Source organism: Pseudomonas sp. Sample_16 (genome assembly GCF_004307665.1).
In the GTDB taxonomy this organism is placed as follows: domain Bacteria; phylum Pseudomonadota; class Gammaproteobacteria; order Pseudomonadales; family Pseudomonadaceae; genus Aquipseudomonas.
Map to the genome: position 1 here is coordinate 18,902 of NZ_RCOB01000057.1, position 22,418 is coordinate 41,319.

21 protein-coding genes are annotated in these 22,418 nt (G+C 58.2%); 12 read left to right on the top strand and 9 right to left on the bottom strand.

Features of this window, described 5'->3' with window-relative positions:
- The first annotated feature begins 2 nt into the window (after positions 1 to 2).
- The 5 genes from D8U69_RS08175 (at position 3) to D8U69_RS08195 (ending at position 2,791) form a co-directional block, all read left to right on the top strand.
- Positions 3 to 749, top strand: coding sequence for a DUF1963 domain-containing protein (locus tag D8U69_RS08175; protein WP_130904550.1), 747 nt, complete (start codon positions 3 to 5; stop codon positions 747 to 749).
- A gap of 46 nt (positions 750 to 795) precedes the next feature.
- Positions 796 to 1,164, top strand: a complete 369-nt coding sequence (locus tag D8U69_RS08180; protein WP_130904551.1) for a hypothetical protein — start codon at positions 796 to 798, stop codon at positions 1,162 to 1,164.
- A 56-nt stretch (positions 1,165 to 1,220) separates the two neighbouring features.
- Positions 1,221 to 1,553: a hypothetical protein gene (locus D8U69_RS08185; protein WP_130904552.1), complete on the top strand. Its 333-nt coding sequence runs from the start codon at positions 1,221 to 1,223 to the stop codon at positions 1,551 to 1,553.
- A 20-nt stretch (positions 1,554 to 1,573) separates the two neighbouring features.
- Positions 1,574 to 2,098: a DUF4303 domain-containing protein gene (locus tag D8U69_RS08190; RefSeq protein ID WP_177434276.1), complete on the top strand. Its 525-nt coding sequence runs from the start codon at positions 1,574 to 1,576 to the stop codon at positions 2,096 to 2,098.
- Positions 2,099 to 2,248: 150 nt separating this feature from the next.
- Positions 2,249 to 2,791, top strand: coding sequence for a CbrC family protein (locus D8U69_RS08195; RefSeq protein WP_130904554.1), 543 nt, complete (start codon positions 2,249 to 2,251; stop codon positions 2,789 to 2,791).
- Positions 2,792 to 3,509: 718 nt separating this feature from the next.
- Here the strand turns inward: D8U69_RS08195 and D8U69_RS08200 are convergent.
- Positions 3,510 to 4,397: a LysR family transcriptional regulator gene (locus tag D8U69_RS08200; protein ID WP_130904555.1), complete on the bottom strand. Its 888-nt coding sequence runs from the start codon at positions 4,395 to 4,397 to the stop codon at positions 3,510 to 3,512.
- Between the two features lie 104 nt (positions 4,398 to 4,501).
- On the opposite strand from D8U69_RS08200, the gene D8U69_RS08205 reads away from it, so the two are divergent.
- Both D8U69_RS08205 and D8U69_RS08210 read left to right on the top strand, forming a co-directional pair.
- Positions 4,502 to 4,957 carry a GFA family protein gene (locus tag D8U69_RS08205; protein ID WP_130904556.1) on the top strand — a complete coding sequence of 152 codons (456 nt, stop codon included), beginning with the start codon at positions 4,502 to 4,504 and terminating at the stop codon, positions 4,955 to 4,957.
- Between the two features lie 219 nt (positions 4,958 to 5,176).
- Positions 5,177 to 6,310 (top strand): aminotransferase class V-fold PLP-dependent enzyme, encoded by a 1,134-nt coding sequence (locus tag D8U69_RS08210; RefSeq protein WP_130904557.1) that lies wholly within the window; start codon positions 5,177 to 5,179, stop codon positions 6,308 to 6,310.
- A 231-nt stretch (positions 6,311 to 6,541) separates the two neighbouring features.
- On the opposite strand, the gene D8U69_RS08215 is transcribed toward D8U69_RS08210, so the two are convergent.
- The 3 genes from D8U69_RS08215 to D8U69_RS08225 form a co-directional block, all read right to left on the bottom strand.
- Complete coding sequence (locus D8U69_RS08215; protein ID WP_130904558.1) at positions 6,542 to 6,910, bottom strand: antibiotic biosynthesis monooxygenase; 369 nt, start codon at positions 6,908 to 6,910, stop codon at positions 6,542 to 6,544.
- Positions 6,911 to 6,952: 42 nt separating this feature from the next.
- Positions 6,953 to 7,927: a zinc-dependent alcohol dehydrogenase family protein gene (locus D8U69_RS08220; protein WP_130904559.1), complete on the bottom strand. Its 975-nt coding sequence runs from the start codon at positions 7,925 to 7,927 to the stop codon at positions 6,953 to 6,955.
- A 62-nt stretch (positions 7,928 to 7,989) separates the two neighbouring features.
- Positions 7,990 to 8,292, bottom strand: coding sequence for a metalloregulator ArsR/SmtB family transcription factor (locus tag D8U69_RS08225; protein WP_056856632.1), 303 nt, complete (start codon positions 8,290 to 8,292; stop codon positions 7,990 to 7,992).
- Positions 8,293 to 8,695: 403 nt separating this feature from the next.
- Between D8U69_RS08225 and D8U69_RS08230 the strand changes: the two genes are divergently transcribed.
- The 5 genes from D8U69_RS08230 (at position 8,696) to D8U69_RS08250 (ending at position 16,221) form a co-directional block, all read left to right on the top strand.
- Positions 8,696 to 9,274 (top strand): hypothetical protein, encoded by a 579-nt coding sequence (locus D8U69_RS08230; protein ID WP_130904560.1) that lies wholly within the window; start codon positions 8,696 to 8,698, stop codon positions 9,272 to 9,274.
- 48 nt (positions 9,275 to 9,322) lie between these two features.
- A complete protein-coding gene (locus tag D8U69_RS08235) occupies positions 9,323 to 9,997 on the top strand; it encodes a MarC family NAAT transporter (protein WP_056856634.1) in 675 nt (224 codons plus the stop codon).
- Between the two features lie 114 nt (positions 9,998 to 10,111).
- A complete protein-coding gene (locus D8U69_RS08240) occupies positions 10,112 to 11,266 on the top strand; it encodes a two-component system response regulator (protein WP_130907085.1) in 1,155 nt (384 codons plus the stop codon).
- Between the two features lie 38 nt (positions 11,267 to 11,304).
- A complete protein-coding gene (locus D8U69_RS08245; RefSeq protein ID WP_130907086.1) occupies positions 11,305 to 15,747 on the top strand; it encodes a response regulator in 4,443 nt (1,480 codons plus the stop codon).
- A gap of 30 nt (positions 15,748 to 15,777) precedes the next feature.
- A complete protein-coding gene (locus D8U69_RS08250; protein ID WP_130907087.1) occupies positions 15,778 to 16,221 on the top strand; it encodes a DUF6130 family protein in 444 nt (147 codons plus the stop codon).
- 29 nt (positions 16,222 to 16,250) lie between these two features.
- Here D8U69_RS08250 and D8U69_RS08255 read toward each other — a convergent pair whose 3' ends face one another.
- The 5 genes from D8U69_RS08255 to D8U69_RS08275 form a co-directional block, all read right to left on the bottom strand.
- On the bottom strand, positions 16,251 to 17,249 hold the full coding sequence (locus tag D8U69_RS08255) for a 3-hydroxybutyryl-CoA dehydrogenase (RefSeq protein ID WP_130907088.1): 999 nt from the start codon (positions 17,247 to 17,249) through the stop codon (positions 16,251 to 16,253).
- Complete coding sequence (locus D8U69_RS08260) at positions 17,249 to 18,355, bottom strand: NAD/NADP-dependent octopine/nopaline dehydrogenase family protein (RefSeq protein ID WP_130907089.1); 1,107 nt, start codon at positions 18,353 to 18,355, stop codon at positions 17,249 to 17,251. The genes D8U69_RS08255 and D8U69_RS08260 overlap by 1 nt, the downstream gene beginning before the upstream one ends.
- 95 nt (positions 18,356 to 18,450) lie before the next feature.
- Entirely contained in the window at positions 18,451 to 19,425 is a 975-nt protein-coding gene (locus tag D8U69_RS08265) for an AraC family transcriptional regulator (protein WP_130907090.1), read from the bottom strand.
- Between the two features lie 85 nt (positions 19,426 to 19,510).
- Entirely contained in the window at positions 19,511 to 20,866 is a 1,356-nt protein-coding gene (locus D8U69_RS08270; RefSeq protein WP_056856641.1) for an MFS transporter, read from the bottom strand.
- A gap of 160 nt (positions 20,867 to 21,026) precedes the next feature.
- Entirely contained in the window at positions 21,027 to 22,277 is a 1,251-nt protein-coding gene (locus D8U69_RS08275) for an OprD family outer membrane porin (RefSeq protein WP_130904566.1), read from the bottom strand.
- Positions 22,278 to 22,418: the final 141 nt, after the last annotated feature.

The following is a 22,418-nucleotide window of genomic DNA, read 5'->3' on the forward strand; positions in this document are numbered from 1 at the left end:
CTATGACTCGGCCGTGGCCCAAGAGCGCAGTTTCACCCGCGACGCCGCCAGCCCATGTCTCAACCGGCCTTGAGCCGGGGCGATGCATCAGTTGCGCTAAAGATAACCACTCGGCAACCAGGGAAGTCATGGCATCTGTATTGGAAATGCAGTTCTCGAAGGAGCATACGGCAGCGACCAGCGGCATTTCCCTGGGAGGGCAAGTCGCGCGAATTGAACAGTGGCCGATCAACCCCGACGGTGACCCGCTGACACTGGTCGCCACCATCGACTGCCGTCAGGCCTTCGACTGCACCGCTGCTCAGTGCCTGCCCTCGGACGGCTTGTTGTACGTGTTCTCCACCTACAGCCCTTCGGCGTACTTCCTGGACAACATCACTTACGACGGCGCTATATCGAAATCGGGCTCGCAGGTGAGTGGCTATACCGCAGTGGTCTCAGGTTGCGACCATGAGCTGCACAGTCCTGTTCCGGGTATTCCCCAAGTCGCGGTCATGCTCAGAGAAAAAGTACTGGCCGAGCACGATATCCCGCTTTGTTCTCTGGTCGCCATAGTGCCACCGAAGTGGGCTGAACTGCCTCCGCAACTTGCCGTCGACTACGCATTTTTCTGTCAGTTTTACTCAAATGATTTCCAGGCACCCTTTACTGATCTGTTTTATCTGACCGATGCGGTTGCGTATCTTTACCTTCGTAAAAAAGACAGTCAGGCCAAGGCGCCGGGTATTTTTTTCGTTGGCACGGCGTGAGGCCCTGCCCCGGCAGCTGTAGAAATCCTTTATCTGGTGCATCCGAATGAACGTGCGTTACACAGAAAAAAATCCGCCTGCCGGGGTCGAAAAAATCACCCGGGCAGTGCAACAGCTATCCATCAAACCGGGCTCATGGATAACCGGATTCTGGTCGTCCTGCGACGGCGCGATGATCGAAGAACTCGTGAAGATTTATTCGACGGATGAAATAGCCGAGCGTCAACAGACATACGAAACAGCAGAGTACTTCCCCGGATATCTGTTGATCGGTGATGACTCAGGCGGCCGGCTGATACTGGTGGACAGATCGGCGATAGAGCGTTTTTATCTGCTGGACTCGGGGTGCCCATCCATCACCGATGGGCTGTCCTTTTCATCCATGGATGCCTTGATCAAAGAAGTTGTGGGCTAATCCCGCCCATCACCGGCGCTGGACCACATCATTGAGCAACCCGTCATGAGGATCCTATGAACACTTACAGCATCCGCGAAGTTCTACAGCAGATCGAGCACATGCCCAATGCCTGGTTCTACTTGCCTAATACCGGGTGGACGCTGGACACACTCGGCGCGTTCTCACTGGACAGTCGGGATTTCCCTGCCGACTCCAACGAACACCTGCCACCGCAGGTACTCAATGAAGGCTGGGTGGAAACGTTGGAAACGGCCATGATCGAGGATGTTATTTCCAACACGAACCAACAACGGGTCCAAGCCACACTGGATGATTACTTCATAGCGTTTAAATACTATTACCAGAACGATGCGTTCATCGTGCTCAAGCCTGGCGACGACTCATGACCCGTACAGCGAGAAGCCCGATGTTGAGCTTCAGTAGCGAACGTCTTCAACGAAAGATTCAGGAAGCGTCCCTCAAGGCAATCGAACAATTTCGCAAGGACTTCCCGAACGCCGAGGTCTGCGGATTCGCGTTGTATTCAGACGCCGATGCGCGAAGCCTGGCGCCGGCCTTTAATACCAAAGACCACCTGGCACGTGTGCAGGCTGAAAACCCCGATGACCGCCAGTACTTCAAGTGGTCTCCCGCCGAGTGGAGCCACGAAGCCTTTGGCGGACACTTCTTCGCGGACCTGTCGAAAACGCTGTGGAGCATGGCCGACGCAAGCTCCCGGGAAAATTTCGAACAGCATCGCAGACAGGTTTTTGCGTTATGTGTGGCAGCCATGCAAAAGCTCACTGGCTCGACTTTCGAGCACGCCATCCATGTGTTTTCAGTATCTGACTTTGAAAGCGCACCTGAGGAAATCGCCTGGATTTGTGCGTTGAACACCCCTGAGCAGGCCGGCGAATTCAAGTCCTGGCTGGAGCAACACTCGGACGGGTGATGTATCGATGTAGATAAAGGCATTTTGAACCATCACCACAGTTCGCAATCTGACTGGTGTTACCCAATTGCCCTCAAGTTCAAGGAAGAATACTGCGATGTGCGCTAACGCTTCCGGCTCAGGGCATGACTTTGGATCAAGGACCTTCCAATGAATCTGCCACAGTTCACCTACCACCCAGACCCTGTTACCAGCGGCTCGGTAAATCCCTCCACAAACACCTGCATCAGCTGCGACCAGGCTCGCGGCTACATCTATGTGGGGCCGGTATACGCCGTCGAAGATTACGAAGCCTGCATCTGTCCCTGGTGCATTGCCGATGGGAGCGCCCACCAACGGCTCAGCGCAACCTTTGTCGATGAAGACTGCATTGGTCTGGACGCTGAAGAAGAACTTGATGAAGCGCAGGTCGCCGAGTTGAGCCAGCGCACACCCGGTTTTAATGGCTGGCAGCAGGAACGATGGTTTACCCATTGCAATGACGCAGGCGAGTTCATCGGCAAGGCAGGCCATGCCGAGCTGCTTGCATTAGGGGCAGAAGCAATGACTGCCGTACAGGACGCGACGGGGCTGGAGGATGGACCTCAATGGAACACGTTCTTCAGTGCACTGGACAAGGACCACGGCCCTACCGCCTACCTCTTCAGATGCCGCCATTGCTCTGCGTTGGGTGCCTATCAAGACAACCATTGAACGAAAAACCAAGCGCATTGAGTTCGATCCTGTTGTCGCCGACGCCGAATTGACCCAGTTGCCAAGAACTCACGTCGCAATGCGTGGAGGTCGCTAATCGACCCAAAGCGGCCCTTTGGGAAAAGAAAAAACAAGCAAAGCCAGATGTGTTTTTTTTTGCTTGGAAAGCATGACGTATTACGTCCTATGGTTTCAACTTCAATAGGCTGTCCAAGGGTTAATACGAAACCACGTGAACACTCCTTCGAGTGCATGCTGTTCACACAGCAGCCTGGCTTTGGATTCGAGAGCGGGGATAATTGAAAATGCGTCTGAAGGGAACTGCGTTGTGTCAGCTTTGCGAGCCAGAGCAAGGACAAACCAGCAACAGTTCGCAAAGTAGAATGGACTGTCTTGCTTTACCGTGAGCTCAAGCGCGCTTACGAGTGCAGCATAAGCTTCGTCCGGTTTCAGCCTCGTCACGATCTCCTCTCTGGCATTTGTCAAACACCATTCGTCCTTTTCGGAGCGAGCCAGATCATTTACTAGCCAATCTTCATATTCGCTTACGGCGTTCAATCGATATGTCCTCGTTTGTCTTTCTGCGTTCGATAGTAAGCCGGATCGCCGCTACGATGCGCAACACTGTGAGGTGGTCCACCGAGAGAGTCTATTTTGTGAGTGACCGGTTTTGGCCGAAAGCCGCCCGCTTCGAATGGCATCTCCTGGCCGTTCTCGGCTAAGCGCTTTCGTCCAGGTAAAGCGACAGCGCCTCACTCAGGGCTTCAAATGTTTTGGCAATGCGCCCGACGTTGCGCAGGTCATTGTGCATGGCAATCCAAACATCAACGTCGAAGCCGAAGCTGTCAGGCAAAACCCGGATCAGTCCATAGGTCGCTGCGACGGTGGCTGGACATAAGCCAAACCCAAGGCCGTTTCTCAGCGCAGCGAGTTGAGCCAGGTGGTTATCGGTGGCAATAGAAAATGGCTGGTCCTCACACAGTCCCGCCTCGATCAGCCGACGCCTGTCGGTGGAGCGTCGGTCGGGGCCAATCAGCGGCGCACGACGCAGGGCCTCGAGACTTGCAGGTTCGCCATAGCGTTCAAGGCATTGGGCACTTGCGTAGAGGCCGACTCGCAGAGCCCCTGCACGTCGCACGACGACTTCGGCTTCTCTGGGCCGCACGAGCCGCACAGCGATGTCTGACTCCTGACGGGCAATGTTCTCCAGCGAATCGTTGATGCTGATTTCAAGCTTCAACGTTGAGTGCTTGTAATGAAACTCGCGCAGTAATCCGGGGAGTACCTCAACGCCCAAAAAGGCGCTGCTGGTGAGCCTGACAGTGCCGCACGATACGTCCGTTTCAGCACTGGCCATGCGATTGAACGCCTCGGCAGCCATCGCCATGGATTCGACATGGTGAACAAGCCCACGTGCCGATGCAGTAGGCACCAGGCCAGCGCAGGTTCGGGTGAACAGCTTCACCCCCAGACCCGTTTCAAGGCTTTCCAGGCGTCGACGAGCCGTTGCCTGCGCAATGCCCAGCAATCTGGAGGCGCCTGACAGGCTGCCACTGCGCAACACTGCCAGGAACACTCGCTGACTTTCCCATTCAAGGCCGCTCATCTATTTCGTACCAACGGTTGCTCCGTTTATTGTCTTCTGCCGGGTTTGAGGAACGTGGATGATGCACGTCTCTTTCGTAACGCAGCAGTATAAGGAGCAATACCATGGGTTTCACTGGTCAATGCCGATGCGGACAAGTCCATCTTCAACTGCAGATTGAAGCACTTGCACCGTTGTACGCATGCCATTGCCTTGACTGCCAGCGCTGGAGCGGCAGTGCTTTTGCCTTGCATATGCTCTGTGCCGCTCAGGCTATTGAGATCTCGGGAAGCACCACGACGTACATCCATACTGCACAAGGACATACCTCTACGCAGTACGCCTGCAGTACGTGTTTCACCCGCCTGTTCAATGAGACTGACGCCGCCCCGGGCATGCGTGTCCTGCGTGCCGGCGTACTCCACGGCGCAGACCGTTTGACGCCCTTGGCGCACATTTGGGTCAAGCGTAAGCAGCCGTGGATTTCGCTGCCGGAAGGCGTAGCGCAGTGGCCGGAAAGCCCAACTGCCGAAGAATTTGCAGTGGCCATCAGCAAACAGGTACCTATAGCTGCACTATAAGTAACGAGTCGTTATCGACCGAACGAAGGGGGGCAGGAATCTTCAATGCCCACCCTCCTCCGACCAGCAGCCACCTGCGAGCACTGCCAGATCCTGTAATCAACCTGATATTGCCAACCGCCCGACAGAAGTCGCCATTGGATCCCGAGCAATCTTGTCATTTGCCAAGGCTTAGGGCAGGGTCGATACCACTGATATCTCTGCCAAAGGAGTCACTCCATGTCAAAGCTATATCCCAGTATCGATCCCGAAGGGCTGGTCGAGTACTCAGTGGTCTACACCGACCGCTCGCTCAATCACATGTCGCAGTCGTTTCAAGGCGTGATGAAGAACATCTCCACGACCCTGAAACAGGTCTACAACGCCGAGGCGGTTGCGGTGGTCCCGGGTAGCGGCACATTCGGCATGGAAGCGGTGGCGCGACAGTTTGCCAGCGGCCAGCCATGCCTGGTGATACGCAACGGTTGGTTCAGTTATCGCTGGAGCCAGATCCTCGAGATGGGCAACATTCCGGCGGCCACCACGGTGCTTAAAGCCCGACCGGTCGAGACGGGTCGCCAGGCAGCCTACGCCCCGCCCCCTCTGGACGAAGTGCTGGCGGCCATCGCGGCGCAGAAGCCACAGGTGGTCTTCGCCCCCCACGTTGAAACCTCATCCGGGATTATCCTGCCCGACGAATACATTCGCGCCGTTGGCGACGCCGTGCATGCGGTAGGTGGCCTGTTGGTGCTCGACTGCATCGCCTCAGGCACGATTTGGGTGGATATGCACAAATGCGCAGTCGACTTGCTGATCAGCGCTCCGCAGAAAGGCTGGAGCGCCTCCCCTTGCTGCGCGCTGGTGATGCTCAGTTCTCTGGCTCTCGAGCGCATCGAGCAGACGCAGAGCAGCAGCTTCGCCTGCGACCTGAAAAAGTGGCTGCAGATCATGCAGGCCTACGAACAAGGCGGACATGCCTACCATGCAACCATGCCCAGCGATTCCCTGGCGCGGTTCAACGAAGTGATGAAAGAGATGCAAGCCTACGGATTCGACAAGGTCCGCGACGAACAACAGGCGCTGGGTGATCGGGTGCGCGCCATGTTGACTGGCAAAGGCATCAAGAGCGTGGCCGCAGCCGGTTTTCAGGCCCCTGGTGTCGTGGTGAGTTACACCGATGATGCCGACATCAAGAGCGGCAAGAAATTTGCCGCCCACGGTCTGCAGATTGCCGCCGGCGTGCCGTTGCAATGCGACGAGCCGGCCGACTTCCAGACCTTCCGCATCGGTCTGTTCGGCCTCGAAAAGCTGCACAATATCGAGCGCACGGTCAGCACCCTTGAGCAGGCGCTGGACGAGGTGATGGCTCACTAAGCCCTTATCATCAATTGCCCCCGCCGAGGGTCGTAATGCCGTTCACTTAAGCGAACATTAGCATCCTGTGGCGAGGGAGCTCGCTCCCGCTGGGCTGCGCAGCAGTCCCTTTTAGGGCCGCTTCGCGCCCCAGCGGGACGGTGCGGCGATCCGACAAGCTCCCTCGCCACGGGTGTTCGTCCTTAAGTGAACAGCATTACCGCTAAGCAGTTTGAGAAAACGAAACTGGCTTCAAGGCCACAAACCTCTTGATGCGCTGGCAGCAGCCATGCCAACGGAATGGTCTAAACCATCATGTTCGTCAGTCATAAAGGCTGCCCCCTCAATGTGGTAGACCGTCGGTTCTGCCGAAAAATATTCCTCCAAGCCCATCATGAACAGCCGATGGTCTTCGCTCGCTTCGAAGCCCGGCGTGTGATCTTCAAGTGATTGCCATCTCACGATCAGGTTGAACCGCTCAGGGCTTTCGATTCCCTGCGCGAGCAAGTGGCCGCCGTAACCTTTGGCGCGGCGGAGCAAAGGTGCGACCTCGGCAAATGCACGTCGGAACATTTCAATGCGTTCCTTGTGAACGGGGAGCAGAGCGATCTCATAGATCATGGTGTTCCTCTCAATTGACTTGAACGATTAAAAAACATGCGTTTACGCGATAAGCGATGGCTCGACTGCAATCGCAATTTTTCCTCGAATACCGTTGTTCGGACTTTCCAGCCGAGCATGGGCGAGCGCAATGTCCGCAAGCGAATAGACAGCGCCAACGTGTGGCCGCAGCTGGCCGCGCGCAATCAATGCGCTCAACTCATCCAGCTTGCCGCGGTTTTGCCGGGTAAAAACGAAGTGATAACTCGCATTCTTGCCCCACGCCTGAACGAGATTTTGTGGCTGTGCTATGTCCACGATCGAGACGACACGGCCAAGTTGAGCGAGCACGTCGGGGCTGCGGGACAATGTGTTGCCGCCGATGGTGTCGAAAACAACATCAACGCCGTGGCCGCCTGTTTCCCGCATGACGGCGTCAACATAATCTTCATTTTCGTAGTCGATGATCACATCGGCACCCAAGCTGCGGGCGAACTCAGCGTTTGCTGCGCGTACGGTTGTGAACACTCTTGCTCCCATGGCTTTCGCCAGCTGGATCGCGATATGACCAACGCCTCCGGCGCCGCCGTGTACAAGAATGCTTTCACCGACTCTGAGCGCCGCACGCACGACCAGCGCTTCCCACACCGTCCCGCCAACCAAGGTCAGGCTTGCGGCCTCAAGATGGCTCAGCGTGGGTGGCTTCTTCGCGACAATGCTTTCGGCAGCGACGTGGTACTCGGCATAGCTTCCTGGCCCATCAAATATCTGCGGGGTGTACCAGACTTCGTCTCCTGGAACGAAGGTCGTCACGCCCGGCCCAACGTCTTCGACAACGCCAGATACGTCGTGCCCGGTAATGGCCGGCAGTTGCACCAGGTCGGGATAGTCGCCACGTCGAACCTGGTAATCCAACGGATTGATGGAGGTTGCGTGTACCCGCACCAGGACTTGCCCCGCGCGCGGCACAGGCTTGGGCACCTCGCAGAGTTCAAACGCTTCAGGACCGCCAAATGCTTTAAGTATCATCGCTTTCATAATGAATCCTCGTATCGACAAAATGGGATATCGAGATATCTCGATATGTTACGGTAAAAAAATTACAGATCTTTCCCTATGATCTCGGCAAGCGCATTGATGGTTGCTTCATTTCGTTTGTAATAGGTCCACTGACCTATTCGCCTGACTTCGACCAGGCCCACACGCTGCAACGTGGCAAGGTAACCGGACACCGTTGACTGCGACAGCCCGATGCCTTCTTGAATACTGCTGACGCACACTCCGACCGTGAGAACGTCACCTTCATCCTGTGGAGGGAAGTTCTTTACGGGATCTTTCAAACCTTTCAAGATTTCAAGACGCGTAGGGTTTGAGAGGGCTTTGAATATTTCGATCAATTCCATAAACCCGAGGATATCGAGATTTATCGATATGTCAATATGAGAATTCAGACAATTCTGTGCTTTTAATTGCAACCGTCCCAAAAAGCAGGCTTCGGAGGCTGGTGTGCGTGGGACCTCCCCCTTTGGCTAGAGGAAGTTCCCCCCAGAACGCGGCAGGCTTTCCTGTTCTGTGGCCTTCGAAGTGTCTTCCACAACCAATGGTGTCACGGCCGACCGGACCAGCAGTCCGCCGTCAATGTTGAACTCACTGCCAGTGACGGGACGTGCCATCTCGGCGCTTACTCAGCCCAGATGTTGGCTAAAGCCAGGAATGGCCGCTTAACTAGAGGCATCGACGTGTAACCGAGTGACCAACTTGTTGCGCACGGATTCGCCCTTTCCAATTTCCACGGAAAAGCAGCCCATGAAATCAACCCGCTCCCTTTCCTGCGCCATTGCCCTCGCCTCCCTCTTCTCGACGCTTTGCCTGACAACCCATGCCGACGACATACCGTTGGGCAGCAATTCCATGCAGGGCCATATTGTTTCCCGTGTACTGGCCGTTGATCCCGCCAACCACCAGGTCACCATCGAAGGACGCGACAAGAGTCCGGTGCCCATCCAACTCACAGACCAGGCCAAGAACCTGCACAATCTGAAAGTCGGCGACACGGTCGACATCCATGTGGTTCGCTCGGTGGCGTATGTGCTCGATACCGATGTGGGCGGCACACCCGGCGTTAGCAAGGAATCGATGACTATCCGCGCCACAAAGGACAATCCCAATCCCGGCGGTGAAGCGGTTCGCGAGGTCAAGGTCACGTCCAAGATCACCCGCATTGACTTGAAACAGCATGAGGTGACCTTGCTTCCGCCAGAGGGCGAAGCGACTGTCCTGAAAGTCGAAGATCCGAAGCTTCAGGAAAGAATGAAGAAGCTTCAGGTGGGGCAGACAATCGATGCCATCTATACCGAAGTCATGACGGTCAAAACCTCACGCTGATTGCGTTTGCCGATAACGTGGCCCCGAACAACAGGACTTGAGTTCGATATGACAGATCTGTTCAACGCAATCGGCCTTGGGTTATTGGCACTGCTGCCACTGACGAACCCGCCTACGACAGTTGCGCTGTTTCTCGCCTTGAGTAAAGGGTTGAGTCACAAGGAAAAAAACACCCAGGCTTTTCTGACGTCGTTCTATGTTTTTCTGATCATGGCAGTGACCTACTACGTAGGCGCGTTTGTGATGGATGCGTTTAACATCTCCATCCCGGGCTTGCGTATGGCCGGTGGCGGAATTCTTATCATCATGGGCTTGAAGATGTTGTTTCCGCCGACTGTTGCCCCCTCTTCCTTGAGCAACGGCCCACAGGAACAACCGAACTTTGCCTTCATCCCGCTGGCCATGCCGAGTACCGCCGGGCCTGGCACCATTGCGATGATCATCAGCTCCGCCGCCACGATCAAAAACAGTACCTTGTTTCCTGCCTGGGTCTTGGTGGTCGCCCCACCGCTGATTTTCCTGTTCACCGCACTCATTCTTTGGGTATGCCTGCGGGGTTCGGGAATCATCATGAAAATCATGGGACAGTCAGGCATTGATGCCATATCACGGCTGATGGGTTTTCTTCTGGTGTGCATGGGCGCGCAATTCGCCATTAATGGTTCAGTGGAAATCATCCAGACCATCATCGACAGCAATGCTCATCTGTTCCAGCATTCGTAACGGACAACTCAAGTACAACGGTTACTCCAGCAGCAAACGCGATGAATAGAGCTACGCTTGACTGCAATGGAAGGACTTTGGGCAATCCTTCAAAGGGCAGCGGAGCCAAAAGACATGGGTATTGAACAGGATGTTTATCCTGCGACCACCGTTCTGGTGGTCGATGACACGCCAGACAACTTGATGTTGATGGCCGATCTGCTCAAGGACAAATATCGGGTCAAGGCCGCCAACAGCGGCGAAACGGCGTTGCGCATACTGCAAAACAATCCACTGCCGGACCTGATCCTGCTCGACATCATGATGCCGGGGCTGTCCGGTCATGAGGTCGCACGCAAGCTGCAGCAAGACGCACGCACCCGCGACATCCCGATCATTTTCCTCACGGCACTGGCGTCATTGGAAAACGAAATCCACGGCCTGGAGTTGGGCGCTGTCGACTACATCACCAAACCCATCAGTCCGTCATTGGTCCTGGCTCGGGTGCAGACCCAACTGAAGATCAAGGCTGCGGCTGACTTCCTTCGCGACCAGAATGAATTCCTCGAACAGGAGGTCCAGCGCCGCACTCGCGAGGTGGTGGCCATTCAGGATGTCACTATCCACGCCATGGCTTCTCTGGCCGAGACCCGCGACAACGAGACGGGCAACCATATCCGCCGCACCCAACACTACGTCAGGCTGCTGGCTGAATTGCTGCGCGATCATCCGCGTTTCAATCCAGTGCTCAACGATGACAGCATCCGCCAGTTGTTCAGGTCGGCGCCGCTGCACGATATCGGCAAGATCGGCATTCCGGATCACATCCTGCTCAAACCGGGGCGGTTCACTGCGGATGAATTTGAAATCATGAAGACCCACACCACGTTGGGCCGCGACGCTATTCAGCGTGCCGAGGACCAGTTGGGGCTTTCAGTGGACTTTCTGCGCGTGGCCAAGGAAATCGCCTACAGCCACCAGGAAAAGTGGGACGGCAGCGGCTATCCGCAGGGATTGGTCGGCGAAGAAATTCCAGTCAGTGCCCGGTTGATGGCGGTGGCGGACGTTTATGACGCGTTGATCAGTCGTCGTGTGTACAAGGCCGGAATGCCGCACGAACAGGCCGTGGAGATCATTCGTCAGGGGCGCGCGAGCCACTTCGATCCTGACGTGTGCGATGCCTTCCTTGCCAATGCCGAGCAATTCCATGCCATTGCCGAGCGGTTTACGGACAGCGATCAGGACATGACGAGGCTGGCCGACCTGCAACGCCTTTCGCAAAAGCCCTGAGCGGTGAACACGTCGGTTTTTCATTAACGGGAATTGCCATGACCAGAGTGCTCGCGCTGCTGGAACGTCTGCCGCTTCGCATCAAATTGATCCTCGGCTTCGGGACATTAGGGGCGCTGGTTCTGATACTCGGCGTGCAAAGCCTGCGTGCCCAAGACTTGTTGAAAGCCGATATGCAGAGGCTGTACCGGCAAGAGTTGGCGGGCATCGAACCGCTGCAGGAAGCGAGAGTGCTGATGCCGCATCTCGTACAGGGATTGCAGCATGCCGTCGATGGTGGCAATGAAGTTGTTCGTAGCAAGGGCGTCACGCAATTTCGCGAGTCTCGGCAACATCTGCAAGAAGCGCTGCTGCAAATCCAACCGACCCTCTGGCGCCAGGAGAACCAGGAGCGGTTCGCCACATTCGAGATTTTGCTGAAGCGTTTACTGCACGACGGTGAGACCGCACTGGAACTGGCGAGTGCCGGGGATCAAGTGCAAGCCACTCGGCTGATCAATAGTGTCGTGTTCCAAAGCCTGGATGAGCGCGCAGACGACTTGCTCAAACAAGTGGCGAGCGTCAAACAGGCCTCCATTCATGACACGGCCAAACAGATCGCCGAATCCGCCGGGCGCAGTACCCGGCTCACTTATGTGTTGCTGTTCGGTGGCCTGGCACTGGCGTGGTTGATGGGTTGGTTGATCAGCCGCTCGATTCGCCTGCCCCTCTACCAGGTTCGCGCCGCCGTAGACGAACTGACCGCCGGCCACCTGGATGGGACGATCCCCCACACCGATCTGCAAAATGAAACGGGGGATCTGGCGCGTGCCATCGCGACGCTGCAAACCGAGTCGCAACAATTGGAGCGCCAACGCTGGGTCAAGGCGCAAACCGAGCAGCTGCAGGCCGATTTGCCGCAAGCGGAAACGCCACGGGAGCTGACGCAGGTCTTTTTGCGGCATATGGCGAGCATGTTGGGTGTATGCCGGGGCGTGCTCTATAGCGTGCAAGAGCAGGATGAAAGCCTGCAACTGATTGGCAGCTACGCGACCGATCCTGATTACCCGCCGGCGCCGACGGTGATGATGGGAGCCGGCCTGTTGGGGCAATGCGCGCTGGATCGGGCGCCGCGTGAATTGCAGGGACTTGGCCAGTCGCTGGGACGCTTGCATTCGCAGTTGGGTGAAGTGCCGGCCAGCTATCTGCTGGTTCAGCCGGTATTACGCGGTGAACGTTTGCTCGGCGTGCTCGAACTGGCGGGTCATCAACCGCTGGGGCCTCGTGAACAGGCGTTATTACAGGAGGCCATGCCGCGCCTCGCCGGTGCCATGGCGGTGATGGAACGTAATTTGGCGGTGCAATCCTTGTTGATCGAAACTCGTCGCCAGGCTGATGAAATGGGTGAGCAGGCCTTGCGCCTGGAGCTGCAATCGCAGGAACTGGAAAAGCAACAGAGCGCCTTGCGTGCCACCAAGGCCTGGTATCGGGCGATCCTCGAGGCCGCGCCGGACGGCATGATCGTCATCAATGCCGAAGGCGCAATCCTGATGACCAATCCGCAATTGGACACGCTGTTCGGTTATGCCCCGGGCGAGTTGGTGGGCGAGTCCATCGAGCGCCTGGTGCCTGAAGCCGCACGCGGGCGGCATGTGAGTTTGCGCGATGGCTTCATTGCCCATGGCAGCACCCGGCAGATGGGCGCCAAGCTGGAGGATCTCAAGGGCCTTCGCAAGGACGGCAACCTGTTTTCCGTAGAGATCGGCCTGTCGCACTTGCCGCTGCTGGAAGGTCGTGGCACGTGCATATGCGCTTCGGTTCGCGATGTCAGCGAGCGTCGGCAAATGCAAGCGGCGCTCAAGTCCAGCGAAACGCAGTTGCGTGCGGTATTGGACAGCAGCCCGGTGGCCATGCTGATCCGTGACGATGAGGGGCGCCTGAGTTACTGCAACCCGGAGCTGGAGGGCCTGTTTGGCGTCGACCGCGAGCAATTGGGCGAGATGGATGAAAGCCAGTTCTGGTGCGATGCGCAAGCACGCGGGCGCTTCCTGGACGCCGCCGCCAGGGGCGCGGTTTTGAACTTCGAGGCCAGTCTGCAGCGCGATGGAGGAGAACGTTTCGAGGTCTTGCTCTCGGCTGTTCCTTTGACGCTGGGTGAGCGCCGCATCAGCGCCAGTTGGTATTACGACATCACCGATCGCAAGGCCGCCGAGGCACACGTGCAGCACGCCCGGGAAATCGCCGAAGAGGCGACACGGGCCAAGAGTGAATTCCTCGCCAACATGAGCCATGAGATCCGCACACCGATGAACGCCATTATCGGCATGAGTCATCTGGCGCTGCGCACCAATCTGGACAACCGGCAACGCAACTACATTGTGAAGGTGCATCGCTCGGCGGAAAGCCTGCTGGGAATCATCAACGACATCCTCGATTTCTCCAAGATCGAGGCTGGCAGGATGGACCTGGAACTCATTCCATTCCGCCTCGAAGACGTGCTGGAGAACTTCACCAACGTGGTGGGCCTGAAGGCCGAGGACAAAGGCCTGGAGCTGCTCTACAGCACGGTCGCCGATTTGCCGACCGCGCTGATTGGCGACCCGTTGCGCCTCGGCCAAATCCTGGCCAACCTGGGCAACAACGCGACGAAGTTCACTGAACAGGGTGAAATTGTGCTGGGCATCGAGCGCCTGGGAACTGCCGAGGGCAAGGTCGAACTGCACTTCTGGGTGCGCGACACCGGTATCGGCATGAGCGAAGAGCATTGCCAGCGAATTTTTCAGTCGTTCATGCAGGCCGACAGTTCTACAACGCGCAAGTACGGCGGCACAGGCCTGGGCCTGGCGATTTCCAAGCGTCTGGTGGAAATGATGGAGGGACGTATCTGGGTCGAGAGCGCACTGGGCAGCGGTTCGACGTTTCACTTTTGCGTACGTCTGGGCGTACAGGCAAATGCCCCTGCGCGACGGATGTTCACCGCCGATGAATTGCTGGGTATCCGCGTGTTGGTGGTCGATGACAACGCCAGTGCCCGGGAGATTCTTTCGGGCATGGCGCACAGCTTCGGTGTCGAAGTGGACGTCGCCGAAAGTGGTCGCATGGCCCTGCGCATGCTGGCGCAGGCCGAGAAGAATTCGTTGCCCTTCGACGTCGTTCTGATGGACTGGCGGATGCCGGGCATGGATGGCGTCGAGACGGTCCGCCAGATGCGTTCGGCCAATCTGGCGCGTACACCGTCAGTCATCATGGTCACGGCACTCGACCGCGAGGAGTTGCTTGAACAGGCCAGGCGCGAGCACGTGCAACTGCCGGTGGTACTGACCAAACCGGTCACTCCCTCCACCTTGCTCGAAGCCATAGGCAGCGTGTTCGGCAAACTGCCGCAAACCGGCACACGCGCCAGTGAACGCAGCGAGCAGAGCGCTGACAATATCGCACGCTTGAAAGGCGCGCGGCTGCTGTTGGTGGAGGACAATGAGCTGAACCGGGAGCTGGCGTGCGATTTGTTGCAAGAGGCCGGCATAACGCTGGAACTGGCTTTTGATGGTCAACAGGCACTTGATCTGCTGGCACGCGACAGCGATTTCGACGGTGTGCTGATGGACTGCCAGATGCCGGTAATGGACGGCTATACCGCGACCCGCCGGATTCGTCAGCAGTCGCACCTGGCCGCACTACCGATCATCGCCATGACCGCCGACGCCATGACCGGAGACCGCGAACGCGCCATCGCCTGCGGCATGAATGACCACCTGACCAAGCCATTGGACGTCGAGGCCATGTTCGCCACGTTGGCCGGCTGGATCAAACCAAGGCGCGGTCGTCGAGGCCGGGAGCAGGAGGTGAACGATCCCGAAACATCCGAACAGTTGCCCGCTGAGCTTGAAGGTATCGATCAGGTCGCAGGATTAGCCGCCTGTTCAGGCAAGCGCGCCCTTTACCTGCGGCTGTTGCGCACATTCCATGCAGCCCAGATCAGCTTTGTCGAGCAGTTCCAGGCAGCCCTCGCCGACACCGATCCGGCCGCGGCCATGCGCGCGGCTCATACCCTGCGCGGTTGCGCCGGCAACATTGGGGCCAAGGCTTTAGCGCAGACCGCTGCGCAGTTGGAGCAAGCCTGCCGGGCTGGCGAAACGAGTAGTGTCGTGCAGAGCCATTTGGCTGAGGTGCAACAATGCTTGATGCCGGTGTTGAACGCGCTTGCTCGTCTTGGCGCAGCCAGTCCACCGATTGCGCAGCAGGCGTCTCAACCCTCAACGGAGCTCAAGCAGCAGCTCACTCGGCTCGGGCAATTATTGGCTGAGAGCGACACCGCCGCCTTTGAAGCGCTCGAGGAGATCCGTCGGTTGGCGCTCGATGTCGCACTGGCCAAGCGCCTGAGCCGGGTGGCGCATGAGCTTGAGCGCTTTGACTTTGACCGGGCCTTGGCGTTGTTGCAAAGCGAAGTCAAACTATCCATCGATGACAGTCAGCTGGGGAGTTTTGGGGGAAGCCAACTTTAATTTGGAAGACATCTCGCGGGAGTAACCACCATGTTCCTCGCTCAAGAAAACCTGATAGCCCTGGCTTTTGCCGGGTTCTTTGGCACAGCCGCGTGCGCGCAAACGCCAGCAGATACCAACCCGCCGCCGGCGATTCTGCCCCTGGAATCCGAAACAGCACCCGAACTGATTGCCTACCCCCCGCTTGCCGAGCCGCTCGCACGTGGTGTTGTGATCATCCAGTATCGAGCGGCGCACGCCAGGATCATGCCGGTCTTTGGTAAAGCGGCGGCTGATGTATCGCCTCGGCTGAGTCATCTGCACGTGACCGTCGACGACTGGAAAGGTACATGGGCGCACACCAGTGAAGACCCGATCATCCTGGTTGGGCTGACGCCCGGGCCACACAAGGTTCTGCTCGAGGTCGCCGATCCGACGCACAAAATCCTGACCAGTACGACGGTGAATTTTACCGTCCCGCTGAAGAAACCGTAGCGGTCAGGGCCGGTTGCCGGCCCTGATGCTCAACCCTGCTTCAAGGCGCCGTCGAATGCCGGCGTCAGCCCCGACAACGCCAGCTTGCGAACGAAATCGCCGAGTCGCTGTTGCTTGTAGGCGTCCACGTCGAGGTCTCGGTAATCATAGAAACCCTGACCATCGCGCAAGCCATTGCGGCCGTTTTGCATGTTGTCGGCGATCACCTGTGGCGACTCGAAACGCGGTGCCAGCGCCCCGCTCAGATAACGCGAGGCATAGTAGAGAATATCGCCGCCGCCCCAGTCGATGAACTCCAACAGCCCGAGTACCGAGAAGCGCAAACCGAAACCGACGCGCACTGCGGTGTCGATATCCTCTGCGCTGGCCACGCCCTCTTCCACCATCCGCGCGGCTTCGTTCATCGCCAGCGCCTGGATGCGCGGCACGATGTAGCCGGCCACCGGGTTGCACACCACGGGCACCTTGCCAATGCGCTTGAGCAATTGCAGCAGACGTTCGACCACCTGCGGGCAAGTCGTTGCACTGCGGCTGACTTCCACCAGCGGCATCAAGTAGGCCGGGTTCAACCAGTGCGCGTTCACAAAGCGCTGTGGCTGACTGACCATTTCGCTCAACTCGGTGACCAGAAAGGTCGAGGTCGTAGACGCGATGATGGTCGACGCCGGAACATGCTCGCTGACCCAGGCGAAGGTCTGCTGCTTGACCGCGATGACTTCCGGCACGGCTTCGAACACCAGGTCGCACAGGCGCAATGTCGCTGCGGCCCCGGACCGGCATTGCAACGTCAATCGGCAAAGCGCGATGTCCGCCTGCTCCGGTTGAAGCACGCCCAGGCGTACCAGCGTTTGCAGTTCCCCGCGGATACTGTTGCGTACACGCTCGAAGTAATCGTGACGCTCTGCCTCGGCGCGATCCTTGATATCGATGAGGGTGACCGGCAGGCCCGCATGAATGAACGCCAGGGCAATGCCCTCGCCCATCCGCCCGGCACCGACCACGCTGACATGAGGCAAGGGGGCGTTCATCAGTTAAAACCCTTGGTCAGCAGTTCGGTCATTTGCACCCGGTCAAGCTTAACCAGACCGAGATTTTCCAGGGTGCGGCCCTCGGCGTAGAGATCACGCTCGGCAACCACCGAGGCAATGCTCAGCAAGCCCTGCGCCACCGGGGTCGGCACACCGGCCCAGCGCCCCACGGACACCAGGAAAGACAGGCCCAGGCGAGTGTCCTCGAGCATGTAGCGGTGTTTCTGCAGGTCGATGTCTTCGCGCCAGTCGCCGCTGTCGGTCAACTTGCCGTGGGCGCCGCGACCGTACATCCACTCGTCGCCTTGGTGGGTGTTGTAGTGGTCGGCCAAGGGGAAATGCGGCGCGCCATAAGTCAGGGCTTCGCGTACGGCCATGCGTTCGGCGTCGAGCTGGTTGGTCACGCGGCGAATCGACGGTTGGGTGCCTTCGTTGTGAATGTCCCAGGCTTCGAAGTGCTCCAGAGGACCGGCGTTCATCATGATCAACGGCGGGTGGATGATGGGACCGGCGTTCATCAACGCGCCGCTGAGGGCGTCTTCGATCGGTTCCACGCTCGGGTAGGCCTCACGCAGTACCGCGAAGGCGTGCTCGGACAGATTGCTGGGGAATACGCCGGTCGGCAGGCGCGTGGCGTAGCCACTGATCACCAGGTCACTGGCGCCATGCTTGCGCACCAGGTACGGCAGCGTACCGGTTTCGGCGAAGGCGACTTTGCTCTGGTTGCCCAAATCGGCCATGGCCTTGGCAAACACGTAGCTGCCGAACGTGCCCGGTGGCAAAAACACCACCTGACCGTCGTGCAGGTGTGGCGCTACATGTTTGGCCAGGTCTTCGTGGGAGGTCGACGGCAGCGGAATAATCACCAGTTGCGCATCGCCCAGGGCTTCGGCCAGGTCATCGGTCAACGACAGCTTGTCGCCCTGCTTTCCCACGGATAACTGGCGAGTGCTCCGATAGTCCTTGATGGTCAGGCTGCCAATGCCCTGCAATTCCTTGAGCGCGGCGCTGTCACGACGCCACAGGCGGGTTTGATGTCCCTTTTCAGCCATTTCCACAGCAGCGGCGTAACAGCCATGTCCACCACCCAGCACCGTAATATTCATCGAGTCACTCCTCTTGTAAGTGACTCGATGCTATCGAGCCGGGCTGCCGCGCACTTACCCGATTGCGCAGCCGCGTTACGGATTGCGCAGAAGTCTCAATGCTTGCATCGCCGCAGGGTGTCCGACGGCAAGCAGCCGTAGCGATGCCGATAGGCCGTGGAAAAGTGCCCGAAACTGTTGATGCCGTGGCGCAACAGGATATCGGTGACGGTTTCACCGTCCCGGCCCTGCTTCAGCGATTCATGGATCACCGCCAGGCGCCGGTCACGGATGTACTCCACCGGCGCCTGCTGGAGAAACTGCCTGAAGCCGTTTTGCAAGGTGCGCACCGAAACGCCACACAGCTCGCTCAGGGTGGCCAGGCTGATCGGTGCGTCGAGGTGCGCCTCGATGTAGTCCCGGGCCTTCTTCACGTGATGCGGCAGCGGCGCACGCTTGTCGAGCAAAAGGTCCGCGGAGTAGTTGTGCGGTAACTGTGTCAGCAGCAATTGCATCAGGTATTCGGACAGCCCGCTGGCGAGGCGCGAACCGTCCACGCCATCGCCGTAGAGCCGACAGATGTAGTCCAGCGTGTGGTAGAGACTGACAACGCCGGCGCCCAGCGGGTCGACGCTGACATCGAAGATCACCGACTGCCGCAGGCTGCGGCCGAGCAAGCGTTGCAGTTGGGTCTCCAGGGCATCCCGGTCGATGCGCAGGATCAGGTTGCGGCATTGCCCATCGGTGACGATGCGGCTTTGCGCGAACGGCGAGGACACGCTCAGGTAGCCCGACTGCATCGCCGCGCTGCGCCGGCCGTGGGCCACTTCGCAATGGCCCTGCAAGGTAATGCGAAACAGGTATTGATCGGCAACGTCGCCGATGGTGATTTCCACCGGCGCGCCATAGCGCAAGTCGAGCAGCGCCGAATCACCGAAGAACACGCCGTTGAGCCGGGTCTGGATCGGCGCGTCACGCAGCACGTTGAAACTGTGCGGGCACAGGTAGTGGCTGACCTTGTCCTTGATCTCACGGTAATCGGCCGAGCTGAGCAGGCTGTGCCGTTCCAGCAGGTGTACGTCATTCAACATCGAGGATCCTCCTGACCTGGAGCGCCAAGGCCCCGCTCCCGTCGAAAGGAGCGAGGCCGAGGCGCCGATCATGGACTATGACCGATCACGCGTGAGCCGGATATTCCCGGGCATAGCTTTCACGGAATCGACGGCAACCACGCCACAGCAGAAGCACGGTCAACGCCGACGCGCCGGCGATGACCAAGGACATCGACGAACCCACCGCCGCCGGCGAACCGAAGTAGCGGTCGGTCAACAGAGCCACCAGCGTAGTGCCCAAACCCAACCCCAACAGATTGCTGATCAGCAGGAAAACTGCCGAGACCTGTGCCCGCACCTGATTCGGCGCGAGGATCTGCATGGCCGCCGTGGACGCCGGCATCGGGAACGAGGCAAAAAACATCGCCGGCACCAACAGCGCGACCGACAGCCACAGTTGATCGACTTGCGGGAACAGCACGGCCGGTACCGCCATGCCGAGGGCGCCGATGACGCCGGTGCGCATGGCGGCGTCCTGGTGCCCCTTCTTGGCCAGATAGTCGGTGAGCCATCCACCGAACAGCACGCCGGCGGTGTTGGCCAGCAACAGCACGGTGCCGAGCATGTAGCCCGCCTCCATGGGCGACAGACCGAACTTGCGGATGTACAACGCCGGGCTCCAGCTCATCATGCAGAACAGCACCATGGCGTAGAACGAAAAGCCCAGGTAATGGCAGGTGAACGTTGCACGGTGGCGCCCGAGGAAACGCAAGCCATCGCTCAGAGCGACCTTCTTTGCCCGCCCCTGCGCATCGACCTGCAGGCCTTTGCGCGCCGGGTCGCGCACGGTGAGCCAGATCAGCAGGCCGACCAGGATGCCGGGCAGACCGACAATGAAGAACGCCAACTGCCAGGCTTTCATCGCGCCGAGAAAGGCCACTTCGATGGTGTTCATGTCCTTGAGCATCGCGATCACATAGCCGCCGACCAGGAAGGCCAGGCCGCCACCAACGAACGAGCCGATCGAGTAGATACCCACTGCGCGGCCGAGCTTCTCCTTGGGGAACATGTCGCTGAACATCGAGTATGCCGAAGGCGATAGCGCAGCTTCGCCGACACCCACGCCGATACGCGCGAGAAACATGTGCAGAAAATTCTTGCTCAGGCCGCAGGCGGCCGTCGCCAGGCTCCAGAACACCACGCCAATGGCGATGATTTTCGGCCGGGAGAAGCGGTCAGCCAGATAAGCAATGGGCATGCCCATGAACGCGTAGAACAATGAAAACGCCAACCCGTGCAGCAAGCTGAACTGGGTGTCGCTGATTTGCAGATCGGCTTTGATCGGTTCGATCATCAACGCCAGGATCTGCCGATCCACAAATGAAAAGATGTAGGCGATCATGCACAAGCCGACCACGTACCACTCGTAAAGGTAAGTCTTCTTCTGCTGCAGGACCGCGTTATCGACCTGGATATTCACTAGTGTTTGCTCCTTTTGGAATCCGCTCATGCGCGCAGCGCACCGGGTGACGCTGCACGGCGCAGCGACTGGGAAGTTGCGGGGCAGATGTAAAGGATGAGGGGTTCGATCATGGTCAGGCCTCTTATTGTTATGGGGACAATCACTGGGTGAACCGGGTTTACCAGAACTTCCAGGTGTAGGTCGTGGCGACACGGAATTCGTTGTAGTCGTAGCCGTATTTCTGCTTCACATCGATGTTACGCAAGTCCAGTGCCAGGCCTTGCAGCGCCCCGCTCTGCACCACGTAGTTGAGTCCCAGGAAACGCTCGCTTTCTTCGTTGTCGCTGAGGTTGCCACCACGGTCCCAGTTGGTGCCTTTGGTGTAGCGGGTGAAGAACTTCAAGCCCGGCATGCCCATTCCGGCAAAGTCATAGCTGTAGCGCGCCGACCAGGACTTTTCGTCCGGGCGCACAAAGCCCAGAGATGACCAGTGCACGAGGTAGGGTTGCGGGATATAGCCGTTCATCGTCGGGAACACGCTGTCACCGAGCATGCGCTGGTAACTGACGCCAAACATGTGCGCGCCCTTGAGCAAACTGAACAGTGCACCATAGGAACGGTTGTCGATTTCACCGTTCAGCGCACTGCCATCTTCATTGTTATTGAAGTAGCGCAAATCGGTTTTCAGTTTGTAGCCGTTGCCCAGATCAGCCATATGCATCAGGCCGAAGTAGTGTTGCTGATAAATATCGTGCAACACGCCATAGAAGTAACTGGCTTGCAGGTTTTTGCTGATGTCGTAAGTGGCGCCGCCGAAATCCAGGCCGTCACTGTCGAGGTTATCGGTGGAGCCGTACTTGTACAGTTTCTCGTGGTTGGATGACTCACGTGTCACCGCAGACCAGAAACGGCCTCCGGTCAGCGTCAACTTGTCGATTTCCCTGGACTCAACCACGGCCCCTTGATAGATGGTGTCCAACTGCCGACTGGGGTCATCGAACGCCACCGGCAATTGCGGGCGAAGATCCCCCACCTTCAACTCGGTCTTGCTGTAGCGCATTTTCAAGGTTGCACCGGCGCGACTGTAGTCATCGGCCGTCTGCTGGTCGCTCACACTGTAGGGCAGCGAACCGTCGTTGCCAGACGAATCCAGGCGCAGGGCGTATTGCGCATCCACATCGAGGCCGATGGCCAGCGCCGTGTCGGTGTAACCGGAAGTGAATTGCGCATCGAAGCCCTGCGACCAACTGTGCACTTCGGAATCCGCGGCATTGTGATTGGTGTAGTTACGGTGCAAGTAGAAGTTACGGGTATCCACTTTGAAATGACTGTCATCAATGACATCGGCCTGTGCCGCCAAAGGCGCACAGATCATCCCCAGCACGCCGGCCATACCGAGCCCGCGGCAAGATTGCTTTACCTGATGCATCTAACATCTCCACATCTGTATGTGCTCGGGGCACTGTATTTATAGGAGCAGTGTCAAACTAAAAGTCGCCAGAAGCAGTTACCGGCAGATGCCTGTCACATACCGGCGGTTTGCAGGGGAGATGTACGGGACGTTTGAATC